Raw genomic sequence first — 22,818 nt, forward strand, 5'->3', positions numbered from 1 at the left:
TTATTTCCTCTTTCATGGATGGATAAAATTATTCAACACGCTCAAACATCAGATCCCACACACCGTGACCGAGGCGCTGACCACGGTTCTCAAACTTGGTCAGAGGACGATGGTCTGGGCGTGGCACATAGGTTTGGGTATCAGATTGATTCTTATAACCCGGGGCAGCGCTCATCACTTCAAGCATATGCTCGGCGTAGTTTTCCCAGTCGGTGGCCATATGGAACACACCACCAATCTTGAGCTTGCGGCGCAAAAGCTCAACAAACTCGGGCTGAACTATACGGCGCTTGTGGTGACGCTTTTTATGCCATGGGTCGGGGAAAAACAGCTGCACCCGCGCCAAAGAGCCATCGGGAATGGCGTTTTCCAGCACTTCAACCGCATCGTGGTGGTAAACCCGCAGGTTGGAGATCCCGGCGTTTCCGGCCTCGCCCAAACAGGCACCCACACCCGGCTTGTGTACCTCAACCCCAATAAAGTTGAGCTCAGGGGCATTGGCGGCCATTTCTACCAGAGAGGCACCCATGCCAAAGCCGATTTCAAGCACTGTACCAGCTTCGCGGCCAAATACTTCAGTAAAATTAATCGCCTGTGGGCTGTAGTCGAGACCCATGGTTGGCCAGAAGCTTTCCAGCGCCTTGGCTTGCCCGGTAGTAAGACGTCCTTCACGCAGAACAAAGCTGCGTACCTTGCGAAGATAAACGCCATCCTCGTTAAATTCTGCGGTGGTTACTTCACTCATTCTCGCCTCGCATGGCCCGCCACTGTGCTGCGCGCAGGCGCAAAAAGCAGGCTTCTAAAAACAGACAAATCAAAAAGAAGGGGCATTATCCAAAGTTATTCTTTGAGCGCAAGCCCCGAAGCTGAAAAAGTATACCAGTCGCAGCCCAAGCTGCCAGCGTCATGGCGCAACTTGGCGCCAACCCTTGTGACTGCCATCACTCACGGCTACACTGCCGAGCCATCAGTTTCAGATTGGTTCACTCTCTCCATGCCCGAGCAAACAGCCCGCATTCCTTTTGGTCAGCGCATCGTCCAGTGGTACGACAAACACGGCCGCAAGACCCTGCCGTGGCAGCAACACAAGACGCCATATAAGGTATGGGTGTCGGAAATCATGCTGCAGCAAACCCAGGTAGCCACCGTTATCCCCTACTTCGAGCGCTTTATGGCAAGCTTCCCCACGGTGAACGACCTTGCCAACGCCCATGAAGATGAAGTGCTGCACCACTGGACCGGCCTTGGCTACTATGCCCGTGCACGTAACCTGCACAAGGCAGCACAGCTCATCCGAGACGAGCACGGCGGCGAGTTCCCGACCGACTTCAACGCCGTGCTGGCACTGCCGGGCATTGGTCGCTCCACCGCGGGCGCTGTACTGTCATTGTCTCTGGGGCAGCATCATCCCATTCTCGATGGCAATGTAAAAAGGGTGCTGGCGCGCCACGGTGCCATTGAAGGCTGGCCCGGTGAGAAACGGGTCGATACCGCCCTGTGGCAGCTCGCCGAAGCGCTCACGCCCAGGGAAGACATACAAAAGTACAATCAGGCCATGATGGATATGGGGGCCAATATCTGCACCCGCAGCCGCCCCAAGTGTGGCGAGTGCCCGGTTGCCATCGACTGTAAGGCTCAGCTTGCCGGGCGTCAGAGCGAATTCCCCGGTAAAAAGCCCAAAAAGACCATTCCTGCCCGGGAAGGCTGGATGCTTATTTTGCAGCAAGCTGATACGGTCAAGCTTATCAAGCGCCCCCCCAGCGGCATCTGGGGCGGGCTCTGGTGCTTCCCCCAGTTTGACAGTCGGCAAGCGCTTCATGCCTTTGTCGAAGCCAATGGTTTGGATACAGAACATCTCACCCTGCTGGATGGCTTTCGTCACACCTTCAGCCACTTCCATCTGGATATTCAGCCGGTCAAACTGCGCCTTGGCAGCACACACACAGAGGCGCTTATCATGGAAGATAACCTGAGTCTCTGGTATAACCTCCTCCAAGGCGAAAATCTTGGGCTTGCCGCCGCCACCGAGCGCATTCTGGCAAGCCTTGTAAGCGAACTTAAGCAAGAACCCGGCGGCAGCACTGCCGCCCACAAGGAGTAAAACATGGCCCGTACAGTTCAGTGTGTGTATCTGGGTAAAGAAGCCGAAGGTCTGGATTTCCAGCTTTACCCCGGCGAACTCGGCAAGCGCATTTTCGACACCATCAGCAAAGAAGCCTGGGGCGAGTGGCAGAAAAAGCAGACCATGCTTATCAATGAGAAAAAATTGAACATGATGAACATGGACCATCGCAAGCTGCTCGAAGAGCAAATGCAGCTGTTCCTGTTCGAAGGCAAGGATGTGCAGATTGAAGGTTACGTTCCACCGAAACCTGAATGATTCAGGGATGAATCGGTAACATCCTTCCTGATGCCATCTCCACTATGGTGTCACTCGAATAAGGGCCCTCACGGGCCTTTTTGCTATCTGCGAACTTGGATGCAGGTGAAATCCTGCGGAATTTTTCAGTTTAAACCCTGCGGGTTTTATTGAGAGTGTCGCTTTGCCAGCGACTTAAGGTCGTGGGTCTCCTACCCAAACCCGGTTCAAGGCAACGCCTTGGATAAACTCTGCAGAGGAAGAAAGGATGGGAGAAAAGCCCGCAATCCCTTGCTGCCGCGCATCAAATCCACTGACGCCACAGTGGAAAAAGCATTACACAAGCAACACCTTAGCCATTGTTTTAATTTGCAATATAAAGCTAAAGACACACTACAGCATGGCGAAATAACCGGCAAGCTCTGGCAGCAATGCGATTGAAAAGGTAGGGCATACACAGAACACAAGAGAGAACGGAAAACAGATGAAATGAAACGTGAATGAATGCAGGTAAGTGCAGAGAAGAAACCGCAAACAAAGCCGCCCTGCCGTCGGCGATACGGCCCCATACGTCGGGGCACGCCTGTTTGATTGTTACTCCGTATAGCCTTTACGCACCAAAGAGAAACCAACCACACACTTGGTGAATTCCCCCTGGCCAGGCTGATACCTGAATGCCACCTTCACATTCGGGTTATCCAAGGCTCTTTGCAGCACAGCAACCTGATCATCATTCAATACCCGACTGCCGCAAGACGCACCACCCCAGCGGTATTCCTCATAAACACCCGAGGATATCTTGGTGAGAGCCTTACCGTGGTACTGCAGGTACTTATCTGCACTGGTGGTGTTTATCTCCAGAAATACCAGAGGAAAGTCCTCGGTATCAAAATCTTCAGCCAGCGCTGCGGTGGCGGACAATCCGTAAATCATCGCCGCCGACAAGCCCATCAGTTTTGCCATTTTCATCTTTGACCTCCATTTATATCAGCTTCCGTTAAATCAGATTAAAGGTAGGTCTGAAGTAGTAGATTCGCCAGTTTGCAAACGACTCTTCGCCGTCTGCAAAACCGGGAATTGGGTAGGCTCAGGACCAGTAAGACTCTGCACTAAAGGCGGCTTGAAGATACAGCCGCCATAACAGATTACTCCTTTTCAACCTTGTAGCCTGTGACCATGGCCCCGACCAGATCTTCCCTGTGCACACGGGAGGATACAATTACACCGGCTATGTGCAGCAGCACCAGAAAGACGGTGAAGTTGGCAAAAAACTCATGAATTTCTTCCCAAAACTCTTCATCCGGGTTTTCTTTTTCATGCTTGTTGCCATGCTCTTTTTCATGAGAGCTTTCGTTGTCGTAGCCATCCTCCAAACCCGCGGCAGGCAAAGACTCGGCCTGGGTCAGGCTAACTACGGCAAGCGGCCCTTTGCCTTCAAAACCGTAGGTTTTAAGCCCGGAAAATCCAGTCATGGCAATGCTTAACAACAGCGCTATCACCATGAGTCCACCAGCGGGATTATGGCCGCGGTAATGGGTTGCCTTTCCACCTGCCAATCCCTTGAGGTAAGCGATGGCGGTTGCAGGAGAGCGCACAAAGTCGCTGAATCTGGCATGCTTGCTGCCGATAAAGCCCCACAGAATACGTACCAGCAGCAGCGTCACTATCAGGTAGCCGCTGTATACATGCAGGCTTTCCCATTCGTCCCCGCTGAGGTAGCTGGTAAGAAAGGCTGCAACCAAGAGCCAGTGAAAACCCCGAACCACCCTGTCCCATACATATACTTTGCCATTCATCTCTTTCATCCCCATCGATTGGCCTTACGCCGGTTTAGGCCTATTATGGGGCGTGCAAGGCTATGAAGAAGTGGGCAAACGCCTGAAACACATGGTGTTAGGACATATGCCCAATAGCCGTTTTTCTGAATAAATCCGGAGGCCCCTTGAACCGGGACACTATTACCTTAGTCGTGCTGTTGCTCGTGATTATTGCCAGCGGCAGCGATATTTATATGGACCTGAGCCAGGGAGCATCCATGATGCACCTGATTGAGGAAGCCATAGTATTAGGCCTGGCAACCCTGCTGCTGAGCTGGTTTTCACTGAGCTACAAACGCCAGAAGCGCCAGATACAGGAGTTGTCTCAGGAGTTGCTGGAAGCCCGCAATCAGGCTCAGCCTACGGATGCGGCACTGCTGGAAGCCCGTCATCGCCTCGCTGATGTGATGGCTATTCAGTTTGAAACCTGGGAGCTTTCACCCAGCGAAAAAGAAGTGGGCATGCTGCTGCTGAAAGGATTATCGTTAAAAGAGATTGCCCTGCTCAGAGGCACCGCCGAAAAGACCATTCGCCAACAGGCCTCTGCCATCTATAAAAAAGCCGGCGTAGTCGGCAGGCACGGATTTGCCGCCTGGTTTATTGAAGACTTTCTCTGACCTTGAAGCCTTTGCACAGTGCCGTTCACCAGGGCAGCGCGTTACCAAGGGCAGCGTTTTACCAGGAAGTTTTACCAGGAAATAGTAGCGCCGTCATAAGCAAGGAAGCTGCCACTGTCACCTACCTCTGCCCTAGCAATAATACCCATTAAATCAGCGGCTACCCGCTCGGGTAAAAACAGCTTATCTTCGGGCACATTGGCCTGAAACGGCGCAGATAAGCGGGTCTTGGTGGTGCCGGGATGCAGGGCCAGCACCACGCCCCGTTGCAGGCTGCGCTGCCACTCCACTGCCAGGGTTTTAATCAGCATATTGAGGGCTGCCTTGGACGCCCGGTAGCTGTACCAGCCGCCCAGGCGGTTATCACTGATACTGCCAACCCGGGCAGAAAGCACGGCAAGTCGCGGCGAAGCGCTGGACTTCAATTTGGCGCTGAAGTGTTTGGCGAGCAGCAAAGTGGGCAAGGTATTCAACCTCATATTGTGCAGGAAAAACTCCCCATCAAACTGCGAAAGGGATTTTTCCGGCCCCTTGCTGGCTGTGTGCAACATGCCCACGCAGTTAATAAGCCAGTCCAGACTCTCGAAGCTTTCGCTTAATGCCTTTATCGCGGCCTCATCGGTCACATCGAGCCTGTGCCAGCTGACGCCGGGAATATGTGCGCTGCTGGCCATGATGTTTCTTGTGTAGAAGGTTGCGTGCACTTCGGCATCGGGAAAACTAGCCAACGCCTCTTTGACCATGGCGCTACCGATACCGCCGCTGCCACCCACTATCAGAATCTTCATCATAGCCGCTCCAAATCGGCAATATACTGCTCGGCGGTAGCCAGAATCGCGCTGCGCTGCGACTCAGCCAGCTTGTACCAGCTGGCGAAAATCATCCCCAGCCGATGGTTGGCACCAAGGCGCTCTTTATGTTTATGCATAAAGCGCCAATACAGGCTGTTAAAGGGGCACGAACCCGCACCGCTTTTGGCCTTGACGTTGTAATAGCAGCCCTGGCAGTAGTCACTCATTTTGTTGATATAGGCGCCGCTGGCGGCATAGGGTTTGGTGCCCACAATACCGCCATCGGCAAACAGCGCCATGCCACGGGTGTTGGGCATCTCGACCCACTCGATGGCATCCACATAGATGCCAAGGTACCACTCGTCTACCTGTGCGGGGTCGATGTCGGTGAGCAGGCAAAAGTTGCCGGTGATCATAAGCCTTTGGATATGATGGGCATAGGCGTAATCCAGCGACTGCCCTATGGCGCGGCTCATACACTTCATGCGGGTATCACCGCCCCAGAAATAGTGCGGCAGCCGCTTTTGAGCGCCAAGGGCGTTAAGGCCGGCGTAATCCGGCATATTGGCCCAATAGACGCCGCGCACATATTCCCGCCAGCCAAGGATTTGCCGCACAAATCCTTCTACCTGCGCCATATCGATTGCGCTGCTTATTCCATCTTTGCCGCTGGCCTCACAGGCGCTGATGGCAGCTTCTATCACCTCGGCTGGATGCAGTATTTTGCTGTTTATCGAAAAGGATAAGCGGCTGTGGTAAAGGCTCCAGGCGGATGGGTGGTTTGCCGTCATCGCATCCTGAAAGCGGCCGAACAGCGGCAGGCAATGACGACAAAAATGGGCCAGCAGCGCCAAGCTCTGCTGGCGATTGATGGGCCACAAAAGTGTGCTTTTTGTGGTCTGGGATGCACTGTCGATATCATGCTCAAGTTCAGGTTGAGTTAACGGGGCAAAGAGGCCACCGCTGGCGTAGAACTCACTTCCTTTTACGAAGGTTTGCTTCGCTCCGGTCTCAAGATGACCGAAGGTAACAATGCCGTGGCGCTGCAGGCGCGAGACTATCTCGCTGATATCATTTGTAAACAGCAAAGGCTGCGGCAAGTTTGCAATATCCGCCGCTTTTAATTTATTGCGGTTACTGGCATCGAAATTCCACTGGCCACCCATTGGCCTGGCGCCATCCATCAGTATGTGAAATCGCTTTCGCATCCGCCGATAAAAGCTTTCCATAAGAATATGTTTGCCTTTTGGAAAGAGCGTACTTATCTCATCGAACGGCAGTAAAAAGTGCTCGCTCTCCACCATCTCGACTTGCACCCCAGTCGGCTGAAAGCTGCCTAACTGTGAAAGCAGCCGATATTCATCCGGGCGCTGATATTCAAAGCGGCCGGCGCCTGTTATTTGCAGCACATGACTTAAGAGCGCTGGCAGGTCGGCAAAATCGGAGGTGTCGTCCAGGGTAAGGTGCAGCAACTCATGCCCCCCTGCCTTAAGGCTTGTGGCAAAGTCCGCCATGGCCGCGAAAAAGGCGCACACCTTCTGGATATGATGGGTGACGTATCTGTTTTCCTGCTTCAGCTCAGCGATGAGATAGAGCACGCCATCATCGCGCTCACTGAACCAGGAATGCTGGCTGTTAAGCTGGTCGCCAAGGAGTAATCGCAGTGTATGGAACTGAAAATCGCCCTTGGGGCTTTGGAGTAACATCAGGTTATGGCTCATTCCGGCTGGCTGGGAAAGGCCACGGCTACATTCGCTTTGAATGCATTGCTGCGAATGATGGTTACAAGCCGCAGTTGCCGTGGCAGTCAGCTCTGATTACGAAACAGCGGCGCAAAGCGATCATCAAAGCTCAATTAGATTGAGAAAGCTCCAAAGGTGCCAGCGTGAATCTGAAGGAGTAAGCCAGCGACATTTCGGCTATTACAAATCGGCTATTGCAAATCGTCAATTGGCCAACCGGGATGCTGTTAAAGCGGCTCCAGGCAACTAAATTGCTGGCTCAAGCGCACACAAATGAACGCCGGGCAGAGCCCGGCGTTAAGAGACAAAGCTAATCAGCGCCTGGGCTGGCTGGCATTTTCAGCCAAAAGCTCACTATCGGGCGTTTTGCGGTAGTGCGCAGGGCTCAACCCCAAAAGCTCAGGCAATACAGTCCCCACGGATACAGAGGAGAAGGTGCCAGTGACTATGCCAACAAACATGGCCACCGCAAAGCCTTCCAGCGGCGCGCCGCCAAGCAGCCACAAAGCGCCAACTGTGATAAGCGTGGTGCCCGATGTCACCATGGTGCGGGAGAAAGTCTGCACTATGGCCGCATCGTTAACCTCGGTGAGCCTGGATTTGGGCCTGGCTATCAAAAGCTCCCTTATCCGGTCGGCGATAATGATTGAGTCATTGAGGGAGTAACCCAGCACCGCCAGCACGGCCGCCAGCACAGTGAGATTGAATTCCATCCCCGTCAGGGCAAATACCCCCAGCACCAGAACCACGTCATGCACCAGTGCAAAGAGCGCCCCGGCCGCGAGGCGCCACTCAAAGCGCAGCGACAGATAGCCAAGGATACAGAGCATGGCGATGAGGAGCGCAAGTCCACCCTGCTCAAACAGTTCCTGCCCTACCTGGGGTGACACTGAGTCCCGGTCAAGCACCTGCATTGTGGGGTCGAGCTGCAACAAAGATTGATTGAAGTCGGCAAGGGTCTGAGTATCCAGGGTGGCCCCCATGCGAATTAAAAAGCGCCCCGGCTCAGTGGCGACCACAGAGATACTGCCATCACCAAGATGTGCCAGGGCAGTTTCGACCTGGTCAATGCGGGTGTCGGTTGCCATGGCGACTTCTGCAAAGGCGCCGCCGGTAAAATCCAGCCCGAGGTTAAATCCCCGGGTGGATATCGCCAGCACCGACAGCAGTAAGGCCACGATGGAAATCAGGCTCATCAGGTGTCTCATCCGGGTCAAATTCAATGTTTTCATGGTTATATCCTCACTGCCTTACGCTCGTCGCGACCATAAACCCAATTGATGATGAGCCGTGACATAAAAATACCTGTGATCATCGAGGTGATAAGCCCCAGCCCCAACGTCAGGGCAAATCCCTGAATGGGCCCGTTACCGATGGCGTACAGCACCAGTGCTGTGATCATGGTAGTGAGGTTGGCATCCATTATGGTGCCAAAGGCACTGGCAAACCCCTTGTCTATGGACAGAGCCAGGCTTCTGCCCTCCTTCATCTTGTCGCGGATACGCTCAAAAATCAGGACGTTGGTATCCACTGCCATACCAACGGTGAGCACCAAACCCGCAATACCCGGCAGGGTGAGCACTGCGCCGGGAATAAGCGCCAGCAGCCCAAGCAGCATCACCAGATTGGCCAGCAGCGCCACATTGGCCACCCAACCGAGGCGGCGATACCAAAGCGCCATAAACAGCAGGGTTGCCCCCATACCCAGCGCCAGCGCAGCAAAGCCATTGTGAATATTCTCGGCGCCGAGACTTGGGCCTATGGTACGCTCCTTCTGAATGGTTACGGGCGCCGTCATCGACCCTGCCCGCAGCAGCATGGCAAGTTCCTGCGCCTCTTCATGGCTGCCAAGTCCAGTGATGGAGAAACGGTTACCCAGTTGGCTGTTGATGGTGGCGACTGAAATCACCCGACTGTCTTTTACCGTGCCTTCGGCGCTGGCGCGGTACTCACTGTAACGGGTGGCCATTGGCTCACCGATATGGCCGCGGGAAAAGTCAGAGATGCGTTTGCCACCCTCGGTATCCAGCACAATATTCACCGAAGGGCGCCCCATTTCATCACTGCCGGAGCGGGCATCGGCTATGTGTTCACCGCCGAGAACCGGCGCAGGGTTAAGCCCGATACGACCTTCTCCAAAGACTGTTTGCAGCGCATTGCCGCTCTCACTGAGCTCATGGAAGGATAAGCTCGCCGTAGCGCCTATGACCCGTTTGGCTGCAACCGGGTCCTGCACGCCGGGCAACTCTACCAGAATGCGATTTTCCCCGTGGCGCTGCACGACAGCCTCAGTGATCCCAAGCTGCTGAATACGTCCGCGCATGATGCTGATATTTTCTTTAAGGGTTTGCGACACCATAGCGGCCCGTTCAGTGTCTTTCAGGCGCAAAAAAAGCGCGCCGTCCACAGACTCGGTCTGCCACTGGGGATAACTCCGCACCAGGTAGCTTTTAAGCTCAGCAATACTCTTTTCGGCGCCGGATAACTTAATGGCCTCGGGATTTGCAGCAAGTTTGCTTTCGTCTTTCAGTACGGCAACCGATCTCAGCCCCTTTTCTCTGATTGCCTGGCGAATAGCCCCGCTCAGGGCATCGCCCTGCGCCTTGAAGACTGGCGCCGTATCGACCTGCATCAAAAATTGCACCCCACCACGCAAGTCCAGCCCCAGCTTGATGGGGGATAAACCCAGCCTGCCGAGCCACTGGGGCGCCGCAGGTACCATAGAAAGCGTAATGGAGGCGGGGTCGTGGGCTTCTTCTGCCAATAACTGGCGTGCCGCCATCTGCTGATTTTCATCGCTGAGGGTGATTTGAAAGCCCTTGTCACCTGGCTTAATGGAAACCACGCCTATGTGGGCCTCTGTGAGGATTTGCCCGGCTTGCTCTGGCGCTATCCAGGCGTCTTTACCCAGAGTCAGGGCCGCCTTTTCACCAAAAAAGCTCGGCAGTGCAGAAAGCGCCAGGAGTATCAGCGCCACCAAAAAGGTCAGCGCCAGCCAGGGGGAAGTACGATTCAGGGTTTTGCGGGCGTTGCTACGCCGCCCGCTGTGAAGCAGTTGATCTGTCAGCATAATGTTCTCTTCCGGAAAAGCTCAGTTACAGTCCGCCTTTGCAGGTCAGACGGCTATGGCACTCAGGCCATGACAGGAAAAGAAAGGTCGCGGCTTTGGAGAAAACGAAAACGCAGGTTGGACTCTTTCCAGCCACCGGGACGCAGGCTTGCGCCGCGTTGATAGGTCAACGGCCAATCCAGCTGAGGCGGGAAATCTATATCGGTTCTGGGTAAGAGAGCGGGCACCTCGGGCTGGGGAAGTTCCAGCGCCAACACATATTCGGGGGTAAAGTCCCTGAGCCACTGGGCCGAGAGTAGCTGCCATCTGTATCCCCGGGGGATATTGAAAACATGATTATCGAGCGGTGATGGCTGTATACCCGATGATAAAGCCGTTGAAATCGACGCCTTGCTATCGGCCCCAGCCTGTGACCAGGAGTGCAAAGGGTTTGGCTCACCCGGGCTCATGAACTGACTCATGGGCTTGCTGATGGGCTGGCTCGTGGAAGCCTGCAGCTGGGATTGATTGTCGGCAGGACAGTCGCACTCTGATGCACTGTTTGATGCGCTGATTGACGCACTGTTTAGCGCTCGATTAAACGCGTTGCTGGTCGACACCTGCTCAGCCATGATGGGCGGGTTCGCCTCAATCACGCCTTCCGCTCTCTCAAACATCTCAGATACCGCAGACGCGTGCGTAAACGATGCCCAGCTTAGCGACAAAAGCAGGCATAAAAACATCCATTTAAACACGGCGTGAATGGCACTCATGGCTCAGATATGGGGGCGAAGTGGGATTAATCAAGCCTGCAACTGAATACATTCAGATGCAGGCCAAGACATCTCAGCTGCTAGAGCAGCCCCTGCTCCAGCGCGGTAAAAAAGAGGTCTTCATCATCGGCAAGGCGAGCCTTCAATGGCTCACGCAGTTCCCGCACAGCGGCGGTTTCATCATCGGCGCCCTGGCAAAGCACCTGAAAACGTTTCAAGTTGCCCAGGGTCATGGGCTGCTCAAGCAGATGCTTTGCTTCGGCAAGTTTACTGAGACTCATGGCGATTCCTCTTCTTGGGTATCCCTGTCAGTGGGACCCGTTTATAGGGGCCGACGCTCCTCCAGAAACTGCTTTGGTCCAAGCAAAACCTGCGGCCAGTGAATAATCAATAATGTTTGTGATTAACAGAGCTTTGATAGCACGCCAAATGCAGTGCGCCAATAACAAAAGCCCCGATATCCCAAAGGACAGACCAGCCATACAATGTCGGAGCTTGGATAATCAGAGCTTGAATCGACCTACTATACCACTGAGTTTACTGGATATTCCGCTGATGCCATTGGCCGAATTTTGCACCTGTTCACTACCTTGGGCATTCATCCGGGCCAGTCCACTTATCTCTTCCACACTTATATTGATGGTGCTCACCACGGTTGCCTGCTCTTCAGCTGCCACAGCAATCTGATGGTTCATATCACGAATGGCCATGACTGAATCTGCAATCGCCCCAAGGGCGGCAATGGCCTTATTGGCCTTATCTGACGTTTGAGTGGCCTCGGTGACACTCAATTTCATGGACTCAACCGAACGGCGAGATTCCCCCTGCAAGCGCCCAATGAGTGCCTGGATTTCTTCGGTGCTGTTTTGGGTACGACTGGCGAGATTACGGACTTCATCGGCTACCACCGCAAAGCCGCGTCCCTGCTCACCGGCCCGGGCCGCTTCGATAGCCGCATTAAGCGCCAGCAGGTTGGTTTGCTCGGCGATGCCCCGGATCACGTCCAGGATAGAGCCAACGTTTTCGGTTTCTTTCTCGAGATTCTCAATAATACCGCTCACATCCCTGATGTTATCCACCAACACCATGATGCTGCGACGGGTATCTTCCACCACGCCCATGCCTTCCTGGGCGTGGTGATCGGCCTCAGATGCCATTTCAGACGCGCGTTGGGCGTTTCGGGCAATGTCATCTACGGTGTGTGTCATCTCCTGCATAGCCGATGCGGTGTGCGCCAACTGATCGGCTTGGGATTCTGAGTTCCTCCGGCTCTCTTGGGTTACCCCGAGCATGCCACTGGAGGAATCACCCAGAGTACGGGATGCATCGTTAAGCTCGCTAACGATACGACGCAGATTGTCATTCATCTCCGCCATGGCCGCATAAATACCTGTACTGCCCTCACGTCGAAAATTCTGCCCCAGGTTTCCAGCGGCAATCTCACGGGCGATGGATGCCATTTCTCTGGGCTCCCCCCCTACTGGTCGACGAATAGCGCGCACTACGGTAATGGCCAGCCAAATAGCCAGCAGCAACGCCGCTATGGCGACCACGACAACCGTATCGATGGCGTTTTCACTTTTCTGCTGGGCGTATAGCCCAAGTTCATCCTGCTGCTGCTCAATCGCTTTATTGTATTCCTGGAGTACAGCGGCCACTTTGGGGCCGATAACATTCAGCCCCTCATTAATGCGCCCGTTCTGGTTTTGAATAATGCCGTAAACCGCTTTGAGCGCATCACGATATTGAGTCCGTCCTGTATCAATACCTTTCACCTTGTCAGCAATGACAGCCGCGCTATCAACACTTTTCAGACCATTAATGGTGCCGTCGAGGGCCGAGAGTTCCTGCAACGCCCGCTTATAGTCTTCTTCTCTGTTGGAAATCAAAAAATTGGAGGCAAAAAGCCGGGCAAGCATCAGTTTTTCCTGGCTTCTTGCTGCGACAAACAAGCCGTCAGGGTCCCCTTCCTGATACATGGCAGTAATCACATCGGTTACGTTTTCGCGCATGCTCAGCCCGGCAGGGTCCAGCAAATCCCGCACCACCTGGTCGCGAGCGGCAAAATCGCCGGTTACGGCCTCAAAGGTGGATGCATAGTTTTTTACCAGCCCATCAGCCTGCGCCAGAAGACTATCTCGACCGGCATCGAGCTCCAGCTCCTTGGCATGGGTAATATCTTGATTAAGCTCAGCTATATTTTTCTGAAATGACTGGTATGTCGTGTTATCGGGTGTATTAAGGTATCTGAATACGTCGACTTGAGCTCGGAGTAAGGTGGTTTCAGCTTCACTGGCTGCATTTGAGCTACTGGCCAGTAACCGATATTCGGTAAAGTTTTTAAAACCCTCAGTCAATCCCCGATATCCGGCCACAGTGACAACCAATAAGAGAACAATCACGACACCGAAAGAATAATAGAGTTGCTGAGAAAGCCTGAGGCTGGAAAACATATGGGATCTCCGTTTTTTGAGTTATAAGAATCCGCACATTCTTCCCTGACAGCCGGACTGGTTAAGCACTGCACAACAAAGAGAATTTACCATCCAAGCCCGCCGCAGCACCGCAACAACCCGTCAATCCTCGTTTCAATATAGTTGACCAGATGTAAAATAAAATCAACACCCTAACATAGGCGAAAACATACACCAGATAATACGTGCTCAGTTGTTCCTCAACATTAACGCCACTTAGCTGCCTGACCTCACTCAGCCAAGTGACAAAACCCGTGGGAAGATATGCGGCCTGCAGGCACTTTAGGTGTGATATAGAAACTCTGACCTTGCTTGAGAAGTCTGGCATCAAGAGCCTAAATAAAGCTCAAGAAACCGAATAGAAAAAAGCCACCCTGAGGTGGCTTTTTTTAATGGTTTATCACCGCTTGGCTATCAGCCCTGAGACTGCTTCACGCGTTCGTGCAGCTCTTGCACAGACGCAACCTTGTTGCGGTCATCGGCGTTGTGAGCCATGCAGTTGGCGAAGGCAGCGTTCAGGGTGGTGGTGTAGTTCACCTTGTAACGCAGCGCGGCGCGGCGCAGCTGACGTGAATCCTCGATGGCCTGACGGCCTTCGGTGGTGTTCACGATATAGGCGTACTCACCATTCTTGATGCGGTCAAGAATGTGTGGACGGCCTTCGTGCACCTTGTTCACCAGGCGTGGGTTGATACCGGCTTCACCGAGGATAACCGCAGTGCCGTGGGTAGCATCCAGCTCGTAGCCCAGCTCCAGCAGCTTGGCTGCAAGGTCGGCAACCTTGTTCTTGTCGCTGTTACGCACAGACAAGAGGGCGCGGCCAGAGCGTGGTACGTCCTTGATAGAGCCCAGTTCAGACTTGGCATAGGCTTCGGCGAAGGTATCGCCCACACCCATTACCTCACCGGTAGAGCGCATTTCAGGGCCGAGCAGCGGGTCAACGCCCGGGAACTTGTTGAAAGGCAGTACCACTTCTTTCACTGAGTAGAAAGGTGGGATCACTTCCTTGGTAAAGTTCTGCTCTTTCAGGCTTTGACCTGCCATCACACGGGCAGCGATTTTGGCCAGTGGCACACCGGTGGCTTTGGACACGAATGGCACGGTACGGGCGGCACGTGGGTTAACTTCAATCATGTAGATTTCGTTATCCTTCACGGCAAACTGCACGTTCATCAGACCCACTACGCCAAGCTCGAAGGCGAGCTTGCTGACCTGCTCACGCATCTGGTCCTGAATCGCCTTGGACAGGGTGTATGGCGGCAGCGAACAGGCAGAGTCACCAGAGTGAACACCGGCTTGCTCGATGTGCTCCATGATGGCACCGATAACCACGGTTTCACCATCACACACGGCATCGATATCCACCTCGGTGGCATCATCCAGGAAGCGGTCCAGCAGTACTGGCGAGGCGTTGGATACGCTCACGGCTTCGTTGAAGTAACGGCGCAGGTCCTGCTCGTCATAAACGATTTCCATGGCGCGGCCACCCAGTACGTAGGATGGACGAACCACCAGTGGGTAACCGATACGCTCGGCGGCAATCACAGCACCTTCCACTGTGGTCACGGTGTCGTTTTCCGGCTGCTTCATATTCAGGCGCTTGATGGCCTGCTGGAAACGCTCACGGTCTTCGGCGCGGTCGATGGCGTCCGGGCTGGTACCGATAATAGGTACGCCGGCGGCTTCCAGGGCACGGGCCAGTTTCAGTGGCGTCTGGCCACCGTAGTGCACGATAACGCCCTTTGGCTTCTCGATACGGACGATTTCCAGCACGTCTTCCAGAGTCACAGGTTCGAAGTACAGACGGTCTGAAGTGTCATAGTCGGTAGACACAGTCTCAGGGTTACAGTTCACCATGATGGTCTCGTAACCGTCTTCACGCAGCGCCAGGGCTGCGTGTACGCAGCAGTAGTCGAACTCGATGCCCTGACCGATACGGTTTGGACCACCGCCCAGTACCATGATCTTGTCTTTGTCAGACGGATTGGCTTCGCACTCTTCCTCATAGGTGGAGTACATGTAAGCAGTGTCGGTGGCAAATTCGGCGGCGCAGGTATCCACGCGCTTGTACACTGGGAACACGTTGAAGCGCTCACGCAGCTTGCGGATTTCGCCTTCGCTGATCCCCAGCAGTGCGCTCATGCGGGCATCGGAGAAGCCTTTACGCTTGAGCTTGCGCAGGAAATCTTCATCGATACCGGTTACGCCCAGCTCTTTGACTTTGGCTTCCAGCTGGATGATTTCTTCAATCTGCACCAGGAACCAGCGGTCGATGTTGGTCAGAGCGAAGATATCCTCCACCGACAGGCCGGCACGGAAGGCATCACCTATGTACCAGATGCGATCTGCGCCCGGCTCTTTGAGCTCGTGGCGGATTTTCTGCAGTGCGTCGGCATCGCTCAGGTCAACGATAGGATCGAATCCGTTGCGGCTCACTTCGAGGCCACGCAGGGCCTTTTGCACCGACTCCTGGAAGGTACGGCCGATGGCCATCACTTCACCCACTGACTTCATCTGAGTGGTCAGACGGTCATTGGCGCCGGCAAATTTTTCGAAGTTAAAGCGTGGCACCTTGGTCACCACGTAGTCGATGGACGGCTCGAAGGACGCAGGAGTGCGACCACCGGTGATATCGTTCATCAGCTCATCGAGGGTGAAACCCACGGCCAGCTTGGCGGCAACCTTGGCAATCGGGAAACCGGTTGCTTTGGAGGCCAGTGCTGAAGAGCGGGATACACGGGGGTTCATCTCGATAACCACCATACGGCCGGTTGTCGGGCTGATACCAAACTGTACGTTGGAGCCGCCGGTTTCCACACCGATTTCACGCAGTACCGCCATGGAGGCGTTACGCATGATTTGGTATTCCTTGTCGGTGAGGGTCTGGGCAGGAGCCACAGTGATGGAGTCACCTGTGTGCACGCCCATGGCGTCGAAGTTTTCGATGGCGCAGACGATGATGCAGTTGTCGTTGCGGTCACGGACCACTTCCATCTCGTACTCTTTCCAGCCGATGAGTGACTCGTCAATCAGCAGCTCATTGGTAGGCGACAGTTCGAGGCCCTGAGAACAGATTTCTTCGAACTCTTCCTTGTTGTAAGCGATACCGCCGCCGGAGCCACCCATGGTGAAGGATGGACGGATAATACAAGGGAAGCCCACCTGGTCGAGTACTGCGTAGGCCTCTTCCATGCTGTGAGCAATACCGGCGCGTGGACACTCCAGGCCAATCTTCTTCATGGCCTTGTCGAAACGGGCGCGGTCTTCAGCCTTGTCGATGGCATCGGCGGTGGCGCCAATCATCTCAACGTTGAATTCTTTCAGAACACCTTTGGCTTCCAGCTCCAGGGCACAGTTCAGTGCAGTCTGGCCACCCATGGTGGGCAGAATCGCATCAGGACGCTCTTTAGCGATGATGTTGCGCACCACTTCCCAGTGGATAGGCTCGATGTAGGTGGCATCGGCCATCTCAGGGTCGGTCATGATGGTGGCCGGGTTGGAGTTCACCAGGATGACACGGTAGCCTTCTTCGCGCAGGGCTTTACAGGCCTGGGCGCCAGAGTAGTCGAATTCACAGGCCTGGCCGATAACGATGGGGCCAGCACCCAGGATCAGAATACTTTTTATGTCGGTACGTTTTGGCATTGTTTCTATCTTCTCCAGCTCGGCTTACTTGGCGTTCTTGCGATACTCTTCAATCAGTTCGATGAAATGGTCGAACAGCGGGGCACAGTCGTGTGGACCTGGGCTGGCTTCAGGGTGACCCTGGAAGCTGAACGCAGGCTTGTCGGTGCGATGAATGCCCTGCAAAGAACCATCGAACAGTGACTTGTGGGTCACCTTAAGGTTGGCAGGCAGAGTCGCCTCATCAACCGCAAAGCCATGGTTCTGGCTGGTGATCATCACAGTGCCCTTTTCCACATCACCCACAGGGTGGTTGGCACCGTGGTGGCCAAACTTCATTTTCAGGGTCTTGGCACCGCTGGCGAGGCCAAGCAGCTGATGACCCAGACAGATACCGAATACAGGAATGTCTGTCTTGAGGATTTCCTGAATGGCGGCAATGGCATAGTCACATGGCTCTGGGTCACCAGGGCCGTTTGACAGGAATACACCGTCCGGATTCATGGCCAGCACTTCGCTGGCTGGTGTCTTGGCAGGCACGACAGTCACGTCACAACCACGGTCTACCAACATGCGCAGGATGTTGGTTTTCACGCCGTAATCGTAGGCAACCACTTTGAACTTGAGTTCAGATTCTGGGGTATCTGAAGGCAGACCGCCTTCCAGACGCCAGCTGCCACTGCGCCATTGGTAGCGCTCGGCGGTGGTCACTTCTTTCGCCAGATCCATGCCTTTCAAACCAGGGAAGGCTTTGGCCGCAGCCAGTGCCTTGTCGCTGTCCAGGTCACCCACCAGAATACAACCGGCCTGAGCACCCTTTTCACGCAGAATACGGGTCAACTTGCGGGTGTCGATGTCGGCGATACCCACCACGTTGTTGGCTTTCAGGTAATCGCTTAAGGATTGGGTGGAACGGAAACTGCTGGCGATTAAAGGAAGATCGCGAATGATGAGACCACAGGCATGAACAGCACTGGATTCAGTGTCTTCATCGTTGGTACCTGTATTACCGATGTGCGGATAAGTCAGTGTGACTATCTGGCGGGAATAAGAGGGATCCGTCAATATCTCTTGATAGCCTGTCATGGAAGTGTTAAAAACGACTTCTCCGACAGCAATTCCATCAGCACCGATTGCAGTGCCTGAGAACAGGGTTCCATCTTCGAGTACGAGTAAGGCAGACTTTGTCAACGCGACCTCCGAAAGAGCCAAGTTATTGTTATGTGTGGATTTTTTTCGATTAAATTACCAAGTTTCCGCTAAAACACGAAATTTTGACAAATTCCGATGATTTTATAGGAAAACCTGCATTTCGTCTATACATTCGGGGCAACCAACCTAAAAAAAACCGCCTAACGGCGGTTTTTTCGATCAATTGAGTCCCAACACCTGTTGCATGTCGTAAAGACCAGGTTTTTGTTCAGCAAGCCATTTGGCGGCACGCATGGCGCCATTGGCAAAGGTCATACGGCTGGATGCTTTATGGGTAATTTCCAGTCGCTCACCGATATCGGCAAACATGGCGGTGTGCTCACCCACCAGATCGCCGGCGCGGATGGTAGCAAAACCAATAGTGTCGCGTTCGCGCTCACCGGTAATGCCTTCACGGCCATAGACGGCCACTTTTTCCAGATCGCGCCCCAGAGCCTGGGCAATCACTTCACCCATCTTGAGTGCGGTACCGGAGGGCGCGTCTTTCTTGTGTCTGTGGTGCCCTTCGATGATTTCGATATCGGTGTAATCACCCATGACTTTGGCCGCCAGTTCCAGCAGCTTCCACATCAGGTTTACACCCACAGACATGTTGGGCGCCATGACCACAGGCGTTTCTTCGGCAAAAGCCACTACCTGCTCTTTTTGAGCATGGTTAAAGCCGGTGGTACCAATCACTATCGCCTTTCCTTGCCGGGCACACCATTCGAGATTGGCCAAGGTGCCTTCCGGTGAAGTGAAGTCGATAAGTACATCAAACTTCTCGGCAACCACATCAAGATTATCGACCAGTGCCAAACCAAGGTGGCCAATGCCAGCCATTTCACCGGCGTCGACGCCAACCAGGGTCGAACCGGCACGCTCAATGGCGGCACCAAGGACGATGCCGTCATGATTGTCACAAGCTTCAAGCAGTGCACGGCCCATACGACCGCTGGCACCAATTACGGCTACCCTTACTTGTCCTGTCATTTCTTGCTCCCTGATTGCAAAAAAACGCCCGAGCATTGCTCAGGCGTTTCACATCAAACGATATCCAGCAGCTCAACCTCAAAGATCAGGGTTGAGTATGGAGGAATAGAGGCACCGGCACCACGCTCGCCATAGGCCAGGTGGAAAGGCACGTACAGCTTGTACTTGGCACCAACATTCATCAGTTGCAGTGCTTCGGTCCAACCGGCGATAACGCCTGAAACCGGGAACTCGGCAGGCTGACCGCGCAGAACAGAACTGTCGAACACATCACCGCTGATGAAAGAGCCATGGTAGTGAGTACGTACAGTTGACTCGTAGGTTGGCTTGTCGCCATTACCTTCGGTCAGAATTTCGTACTGCAGACCGGATTCGGTCACAAACACGCCGTCACGCTTGGCGTTGTCAGCCAGAAACTGCTCGCCTTCGGCGATAGAAGCTTCGGCGGCCTCTTCCTGCGCTTTTTGCAGGCGGCGGCTGATTTCGGTGAAAGCGATTTGCAGTTCCTGCATGGAAACGGCGCTTTCTTTACCATCGAATGCATCGGCCAAACCGGCCTGTACGGCTGGAATATCCAGACCTTCAAAGGAGTTGGCAGCCAGCTGCTCGCCCAGCTGACGGCCTACGCCGTAGCTCGCCTGCAGCTCAACAGTGCTGAATTTATCAGACATAATTCGGTTTCTCTTGAACGTACGTGAAATTATCGGCGTGCATTCTATCACAAAATGCGCCCACGCGGCGAAAAAGGTCTGGCTTATTTAGTAATTTGACAGTTCTTCACACCGGAGGCCCTGGCTGTCTCGTAAAGTGGCATTACTTTTTGTTCCAGCCGGGCCAATTCCGCAATTCGGGTCCCGTGGGATGGGTGGGTAGACAAGAGCTCTGGCCCCTGGTCACCTCCGGCTTTGGCCATGTTTTGCCACAGCAGAGTACCGGCTCGGGGATCGAATCCGGCGCGAGCCATCAGCTCAAGCCCCATGACATCGGCTTCAGATTCCTGAGCCCTGCCGTAGGGCAGTATGTAGCCCACCTGAGTGCCAAGGCCGAGTGCGGCCATATAGAGGTTACGATTGGACACGCCGCCGGCCCCCAGTGCCACATCGGCCAGTTGCAAGCCGGTGTTGGTCAGCTGAGTGCGGGATACCTGCTCGTTGCTGTGCTGCGCCAGCACGTGGGCCACTTCATGACCCAGTACCACCGCCAGTTGGTCCTGGTTTTCGGCGACTTTCAGCAAGCCGGAATACACCCCAATGTGGCCACCCGGCAACGCAAAGGCATTCACCTGCGGCGAATCAAACACCACCACTTCCCATCCCTGAGTCTGATCCGGCAGGGCCGCTGTCACCCGCATGGCAACGCAGGAAACATAGGCGTTGAGTTTGGTGTCTTTGCTGATTTTTTGCTGTTTCTTCATTTCCTCAAAAGAGGCAGCGCCCAGCTGGTTCATTTCTGCGGCCGAAAACAATAAGGTTTGGCTGCGCCCCGTGGGAGATTGGGTAGTGACACAGCCACTCACCAGGCCGATCAACACCAGGGGAGCAAGTAGTTTTTTCATGTTTATTAATCCTTTAAAGCCGTGAAGAACGCTGTTTATTCCACATTTTACCCCCGGCACCTCACCAAGCCAACCGCACCGGTTCATCCACTGGCACTGGCAGGGCCAAAGCGGCGCCGGTATTGCTCCATGGTTACACCGGTTTGGCGCTTGAACAATCGCCTGAAGGAACTGGCATCCTCATAACCCACCGACCAGATCACCTCTGTACTGGCGCGGCTGGACTGCTCCAGCTGGCGCTTGGCAGCGTCCACACGCAATCGTTGCAGGTATTCGATGGGGGTAACGCCTGTGGCCGCTTTGAAGCGCCGTTTGAAATTGCGGGTGCCCATGGAAATGGCGTTGGCTGCCGAATCGACGCTGATCTGTTTATCAAAATGGTGCTTGAGCCACTGCTCGGCTTTGCGAATCGCCTCATCCTCATGGTTTCTACCACTTGGCTGCATAAAGGGTTGTTGCAGCTCGCGATTGGGCTCAAGCAGCATCACGCGGGCACACATCAGCGCCAGCTCCCGTCCGCCATATCGCTCCAGCAACTTGAGCAGTATGTCAGTAAAGGCGAAAAAGGCGCCGCCGCAAATCACATTGCCGTACTCGAGCAGCATCCGCTCGCCATGATAGCGAACACGGGGGTAACGACGGCGGAACACGGCTTCGAGTAACCAATGGGTGGTCGCCTCACGGCCATCCATTATCCCGGCTTCAGCCAGCAGAAAGGTACCGCTGCAGGCACTGGCCACCAGGGCGCCCGCATCCGACTGGGCTTTAAGCCAGGCTGCGGCCTCTTGCTGCGCCGCGAGGTAATTGTCGACTTCAGAGTGGGAGGCTGATGCGGCAAACAAACTGGTGACCAGAACGATATCAGCTGCCGTCGCCTCATTCATGGCCAGCTCCGGCTGTATTAATTGGCCGGATGCTGACTGGACAGCCCTGCCATCGGGAGAAACGACCTGAGCGATGAAATGCTCATTATCCATAAGCGCACTGCCAACGCGTTTTTCGAGGCAGCGGTTCGCCACATAAAACATATCCAGTGCAACCTGCACCGACGACGCCATACAGCCTGGCATGGCAAGCAGCAATATTTTGGGCATTTGTCACTTCTCGCATTTATTTGGGCAAATATGACCATTAATCGCTGCCAGCGCAAGCACTACACTGGGCGAAACCATCAACAAGGAGTTTGTATGATTACCCTCTATGGCACCCCCAATACCCGCTCTGTGCGCGTACTCTGGGCATTGGAAGAGACAGGCATCGCCTATGAATACCGCAAGATGGATCTTAAAGGGGGCGAATGCCGGCAAGCGGAGTATCTTGCCATCAACCCCAACGGCAAGGTGCCCGCGTTGGTGGATGGGGATCTGACTCTGCTGGAAACCAACGCCATCTGTCATTACATCGCCGAGCTGGGAACCGGTTTACTGCCGGAGGATGTAAAGGCCAGGGCCAAGGTACGTCAGTGGAATGATTTTGCCCTGTCAGAGCTGGAAGTTGCCCCCTGGATGCTGCTGAAAAATCAGCTGATTTATCCATCAGAACAACGACTGGACCCAGAGGCGCTTCGAAGCACCATGGTATGGGAGAGCGAGCGCGCCCAGGGAATTCTGGCCTTGGCGCTGGAACATCAGGACTATCTGCTGCCAACGGGTTTCAGCCTCGCCGATATCCATATTTGTGTTGGGCTGCTCATGCATTTTAAAACCGATTTACCGCTGAAGCCTGAGCTTCTGCCTTATCTCAAGCGCTGTGTGTCACGTCCGGCGATAGCCAGATTGCAGGCCATGGGCGAACTGCCCCCCTTGCCTCTGTAAGCTGCCGTTTAAAAGTGCG

The 22,818-nt window shown here is 54.3% G+C and carries 20 protein-coding genes; 4 read left to right on the forward strand and 16 right to left on the reverse strand.

Annotation, left to right across the window (positions count from 1 at the left end; genetic code table 11):
- Positions 1 to 28 precede the first annotated feature (28 nt).
- Positions 29 to 745 (reverse strand): tRNA (guanosine(46)-N7)-methyltransferase TrmB, encoded by a 717-nt coding sequence (trmB, locus tag K0H63_RS13835; protein WP_220065187.1) that lies wholly within the window; start codon positions 743 to 745, stop codon positions 29 to 31.
- A gap of 249 nt (positions 746 to 994) precedes the next feature.
- On the opposite strand from trmB, the gene mutY reads away from it, so the two are divergent.
- The gene (mutY, locus tag K0H63_RS13840; protein ID WP_220067908.1) at positions 995 to 2,101 is read left to right on the forward strand and encodes an A/G-specific adenine glycosylase; all 1,107 of its coding nucleotides are present in this window, start codon (positions 995 to 997) and stop codon (positions 2,099 to 2,101) included.
- 3 nt (positions 2,102 to 2,104) lie between these two features.
- Positions 2,105 to 2,380: an oxidative damage protection protein gene (locus K0H63_RS13845; RefSeq protein ID WP_011760601.1), complete on the forward strand. Its 276-nt coding sequence runs from the start codon at positions 2,105 to 2,107 to the stop codon at positions 2,378 to 2,380.
- A 573-nt stretch (positions 2,381 to 2,953) separates the two neighbouring features.
- Here K0H63_RS13845 and K0H63_RS13850 read toward each other — a convergent pair.
- Entirely contained in the window at positions 2,954 to 3,328 is a 375-nt protein-coding gene (locus K0H63_RS13850; RefSeq protein WP_220065188.1) for a hypothetical protein, read from the reverse strand.
- Between the two features lie 176 nt (positions 3,329 to 3,504).
- Complete coding sequence (locus K0H63_RS13855; RefSeq protein ID WP_220065189.1) at positions 3,505 to 4,155, reverse strand: cytochrome b/b6 domain-containing protein; 651 nt, start codon at positions 4,153 to 4,155, stop codon at positions 3,505 to 3,507.
- A gap of 146 nt (positions 4,156 to 4,301) precedes the next feature.
- On the opposite strand from K0H63_RS13855, the gene K0H63_RS13860 reads away from it, so the two are divergent.
- Positions 4,302 to 4,793, forward strand: coding sequence for a helix-turn-helix transcriptional regulator (locus K0H63_RS13860; RefSeq protein ID WP_220065190.1), 492 nt, complete (start codon positions 4,302 to 4,304; stop codon positions 4,791 to 4,793).
- Positions 4,794 to 4,864: 71 nt separating this feature from the next.
- On the opposite strand, the gene K0H63_RS13865 is transcribed toward K0H63_RS13860, so the two are convergent.
- The 13 genes from K0H63_RS13865 to K0H63_RS13925 form a co-directional block, all read right to left on the reverse strand.
- A complete protein-coding gene (locus K0H63_RS13865) occupies positions 4,865 to 5,581 on the reverse strand; it encodes an SDR family oxidoreductase (protein WP_220067909.1) in 717 nt (238 codons plus the stop codon).
- Entirely contained in the window at positions 5,581 to 7,305 is a 1,725-nt protein-coding gene (locus tag K0H63_RS13870; protein ID WP_220065191.1) for a cryptochrome/photolyase family protein, read from the reverse strand. The genes K0H63_RS13865 and K0H63_RS13870 overlap by 1 nt, the downstream gene beginning before the upstream one ends.
- Positions 7,306 to 7,640: 335 nt before the next feature.
- The gene (secF, locus tag K0H63_RS13875; RefSeq protein WP_220065192.1) at positions 7,641 to 8,558 is read right to left on the reverse strand and encodes a protein translocase subunit SecF; all 918 of its coding nucleotides are present in this window, start codon (positions 8,556 to 8,558) and stop codon (positions 7,641 to 7,643) included.
- A gap of 2 nt (positions 8,559 to 8,560) precedes the next feature.
- A complete protein-coding gene (gene secD, locus K0H63_RS13880; RefSeq protein WP_220065193.1) occupies positions 8,561 to 10,396 on the reverse strand; it encodes a protein translocase subunit SecD in 1,836 nt (611 codons plus the stop codon).
- 62 nt (positions 10,397 to 10,458) lie between these two features.
- Positions 10,459 to 11,052, reverse strand: a complete 594-nt coding sequence (locus K0H63_RS13885; RefSeq protein WP_220065194.1) for a hypothetical protein — start codon at positions 11,050 to 11,052, stop codon at positions 10,459 to 10,461.
- A gap of 176 nt (positions 11,053 to 11,228) precedes the next feature.
- Positions 11,229 to 11,429 carry a hypothetical protein gene (locus tag K0H63_RS13890; protein WP_220065195.1) on the reverse strand — a complete coding sequence of 67 codons (201 nt, stop codon included), beginning with the start codon at positions 11,427 to 11,429 and terminating at the stop codon, positions 11,229 to 11,231.
- A gap of 222 nt (positions 11,430 to 11,651) precedes the next feature.
- On the reverse strand, positions 11,652 to 13,601 hold the full coding sequence (locus tag K0H63_RS13895) for a methyl-accepting chemotaxis protein (protein ID WP_220065196.1): 1,950 nt from the start codon (positions 13,599 to 13,601) through the stop codon (positions 11,652 to 11,654).
- 435 nt (positions 13,602 to 14,036) lie between these two features.
- The gene (gene carB / locus K0H63_RS13900; protein WP_220065197.1) at positions 14,037 to 17,267 is read right to left on the reverse strand and encodes a carbamoyl-phosphate synthase large subunit; all 3,231 of its coding nucleotides are present in this window, start codon (positions 17,265 to 17,267) and stop codon (positions 14,037 to 14,039) included.
- Positions 17,268 to 17,291: 24 nt separating this feature from the next.
- Positions 17,292 to 18,437 carry a glutamine-hydrolyzing carbamoyl-phosphate synthase small subunit gene (gene carA / locus K0H63_RS13905; RefSeq protein WP_203324497.1) on the reverse strand — a complete coding sequence of 382 codons (1,146 nt, stop codon included), beginning with the start codon at positions 18,435 to 18,437 and terminating at the stop codon, positions 17,292 to 17,294.
- 180 nt (positions 18,438 to 18,617) lie between these two features.
- The gene (gene dapB / locus K0H63_RS13910; RefSeq protein WP_220065198.1) at positions 18,618 to 19,430 is read right to left on the reverse strand and encodes a 4-hydroxy-tetrahydrodipicolinate reductase; all 813 of its coding nucleotides are present in this window, start codon (positions 19,428 to 19,430) and stop codon (positions 18,618 to 18,620) included.
- 53 nt (positions 19,431 to 19,483) lie between these two features.
- Entirely contained in the window at positions 19,484 to 20,101 is a 618-nt protein-coding gene (gene bamJ, locus K0H63_RS13915) for a BamJ family beta-barrel-assembly machinery protein (RefSeq protein WP_220065199.1), read from the reverse strand.
- A gap of 83 nt (positions 20,102 to 20,184) precedes the next feature.
- Positions 20,185 to 20,985, reverse strand: a complete 801-nt coding sequence (locus K0H63_RS13920; protein WP_220065200.1) for a M48 family metallopeptidase — start codon at positions 20,983 to 20,985, stop codon at positions 20,185 to 20,187.
- Between the two features lie 83 nt (positions 20,986 to 21,068).
- Positions 21,069 to 22,079 carry a GlxA family transcriptional regulator gene (locus tag K0H63_RS13925; protein ID WP_220065201.1) on the reverse strand — a complete coding sequence of 337 codons (1,011 nt, stop codon included), beginning with the start codon at positions 22,077 to 22,079 and terminating at the stop codon, positions 21,069 to 21,071.
- 93 nt (positions 22,080 to 22,172) lie between these two features.
- On the opposite strand from K0H63_RS13925, the gene K0H63_RS13930 reads away from it, so the two are divergent.
- Positions 22,173 to 22,799 carry a glutathione S-transferase family protein gene (locus K0H63_RS13930; RefSeq protein ID WP_220065202.1) on the forward strand — a complete coding sequence of 209 codons (627 nt, stop codon included), beginning with the start codon at positions 22,173 to 22,175 and terminating at the stop codon, positions 22,797 to 22,799.
- Positions 22,800 to 22,818: the final 19 nt, after the last annotated feature.

The sequence above is a fragment of the Shewanella zhangzhouensis genome (assembly GCF_019457615.1).
In the GTDB taxonomy this organism is placed as follows: domain Bacteria; phylum Pseudomonadota; class Gammaproteobacteria; order Enterobacterales; family Shewanellaceae; genus Shewanella; species Shewanella zhangzhouensis.

What these genes read in the sequence shown, in the direction of transcription:
- trmB (WP_220065187.1), bottom strand. Translation starts at nt 745, where the DNA reads ATGAGTGAAGTAACCACCGCAGAATTTAACGAGGATGGCGTTTATCTT.
- K0H63_RS13850 (WP_220065188.1), bottom strand. Translation starts at nt 3,328, where the DNA reads ATGAAAATGGCAAAACTGATGGGCTTGTCGGCGGCGATGATTTACGGA.
- dapB (WP_220065198.1), bottom strand. Translation starts at nt 19,430, where the DNA reads ATGACAGGACAAGTAAGGGTAGCCGTAATTGGTGCCAGCGGTCGTATG.
- secD (WP_220065193.1), bottom strand. Translation starts at nt 10,396, where the DNA reads ATGCTGACAGATCAACTGCTTCACAGCGGGCGGCGTAGCAACGCCCGC.
- secF (WP_220065192.1), bottom strand. Translation starts at nt 8,558, where the DNA reads ATGAAAACATTGAATTTGACCCGGATGAGACACCTGATGAGCCTGATT.
- carB (WP_220065197.1), bottom strand. Translation starts at nt 17,267, where the DNA reads ATGCCAAAACGTACCGACATAAAAAGTATTCTGATCCTGGGTGCTGGC.
- K0H63_RS13920 (WP_220065200.1), bottom strand. Translation starts at nt 20,985, where the DNA reads ATGAAAAAACTACTTGCTCCCCTGGTGTTGATCGGCCTGGTGAGTGGC.
- bamJ (WP_220065199.1), bottom strand. Translation starts at nt 20,101, where the DNA reads ATGTCTGATAAATTCAGCACTGTTGAGCTGCAGGCGAGCTACGGCGTA.
- K0H63_RS13865 (WP_220067909.1), bottom strand. Translation starts at nt 5,581, where the DNA reads ATGAAGATTCTGATAGTGGGTGGCAGCGGCGGTATCGGTAGCGCCATG.
- K0H63_RS13885 (WP_220065194.1), bottom strand. Translation starts at nt 11,052, where the DNA reads ATGTTTGAGAGAGCGGAAGGCGTGATTGAGGCGAACCCGCCCATCATG.
- K0H63_RS13855 (WP_220065189.1), bottom strand. Translation starts at nt 4,155, where the DNA reads ATGAATGGCAAAGTATATGTATGGGACAGGGTGGTTCGGGGTTTTCAC.
- K0H63_RS13895 (WP_220065196.1), bottom strand. Translation starts at nt 13,601, where the DNA reads ATGTTTTCCAGCCTCAGGCTTTCTCAGCAACTCTATTATTCTTTCGGT.
- mutY (WP_220067908.1), top strand. Translation starts at nt 995, where the DNA reads ATGCCCGAGCAAACAGCCCGCATTCCTTTTGGTCAGCGCATCGTCCAG.
- K0H63_RS13845 (WP_011760601.1), top strand. Translation starts at nt 2,105, where the DNA reads ATGGCCCGTACAGTTCAGTGTGTGTATCTGGGTAAAGAAGCCGAAGGT.
- K0H63_RS13930 (WP_220065202.1), top strand. Translation starts at nt 22,173, where the DNA reads ATGATTACCCTCTATGGCACCCCCAATACCCGCTCTGTGCGCGTACTC.
- K0H63_RS13890 (WP_220065195.1), bottom strand. Translation starts at nt 11,429, where the DNA reads ATGAGTCTCAGTAAACTTGCCGAAGCAAAGCATCTGCTTGAGCAGCCC.
- K0H63_RS13925 (WP_220065201.1), bottom strand. Translation starts at nt 22,079, where the DNA reads ATGCCCAAAATATTGCTGCTTGCCATGCCAGGCTGTATGGCGTCGTCG.
- K0H63_RS13870 (WP_220065191.1), bottom strand. Translation starts at nt 7,305, where the DNA reads ATGAGCCATAACCTGATGTTACTCCAAAGCCCCAAGGGCGATTTTCAG.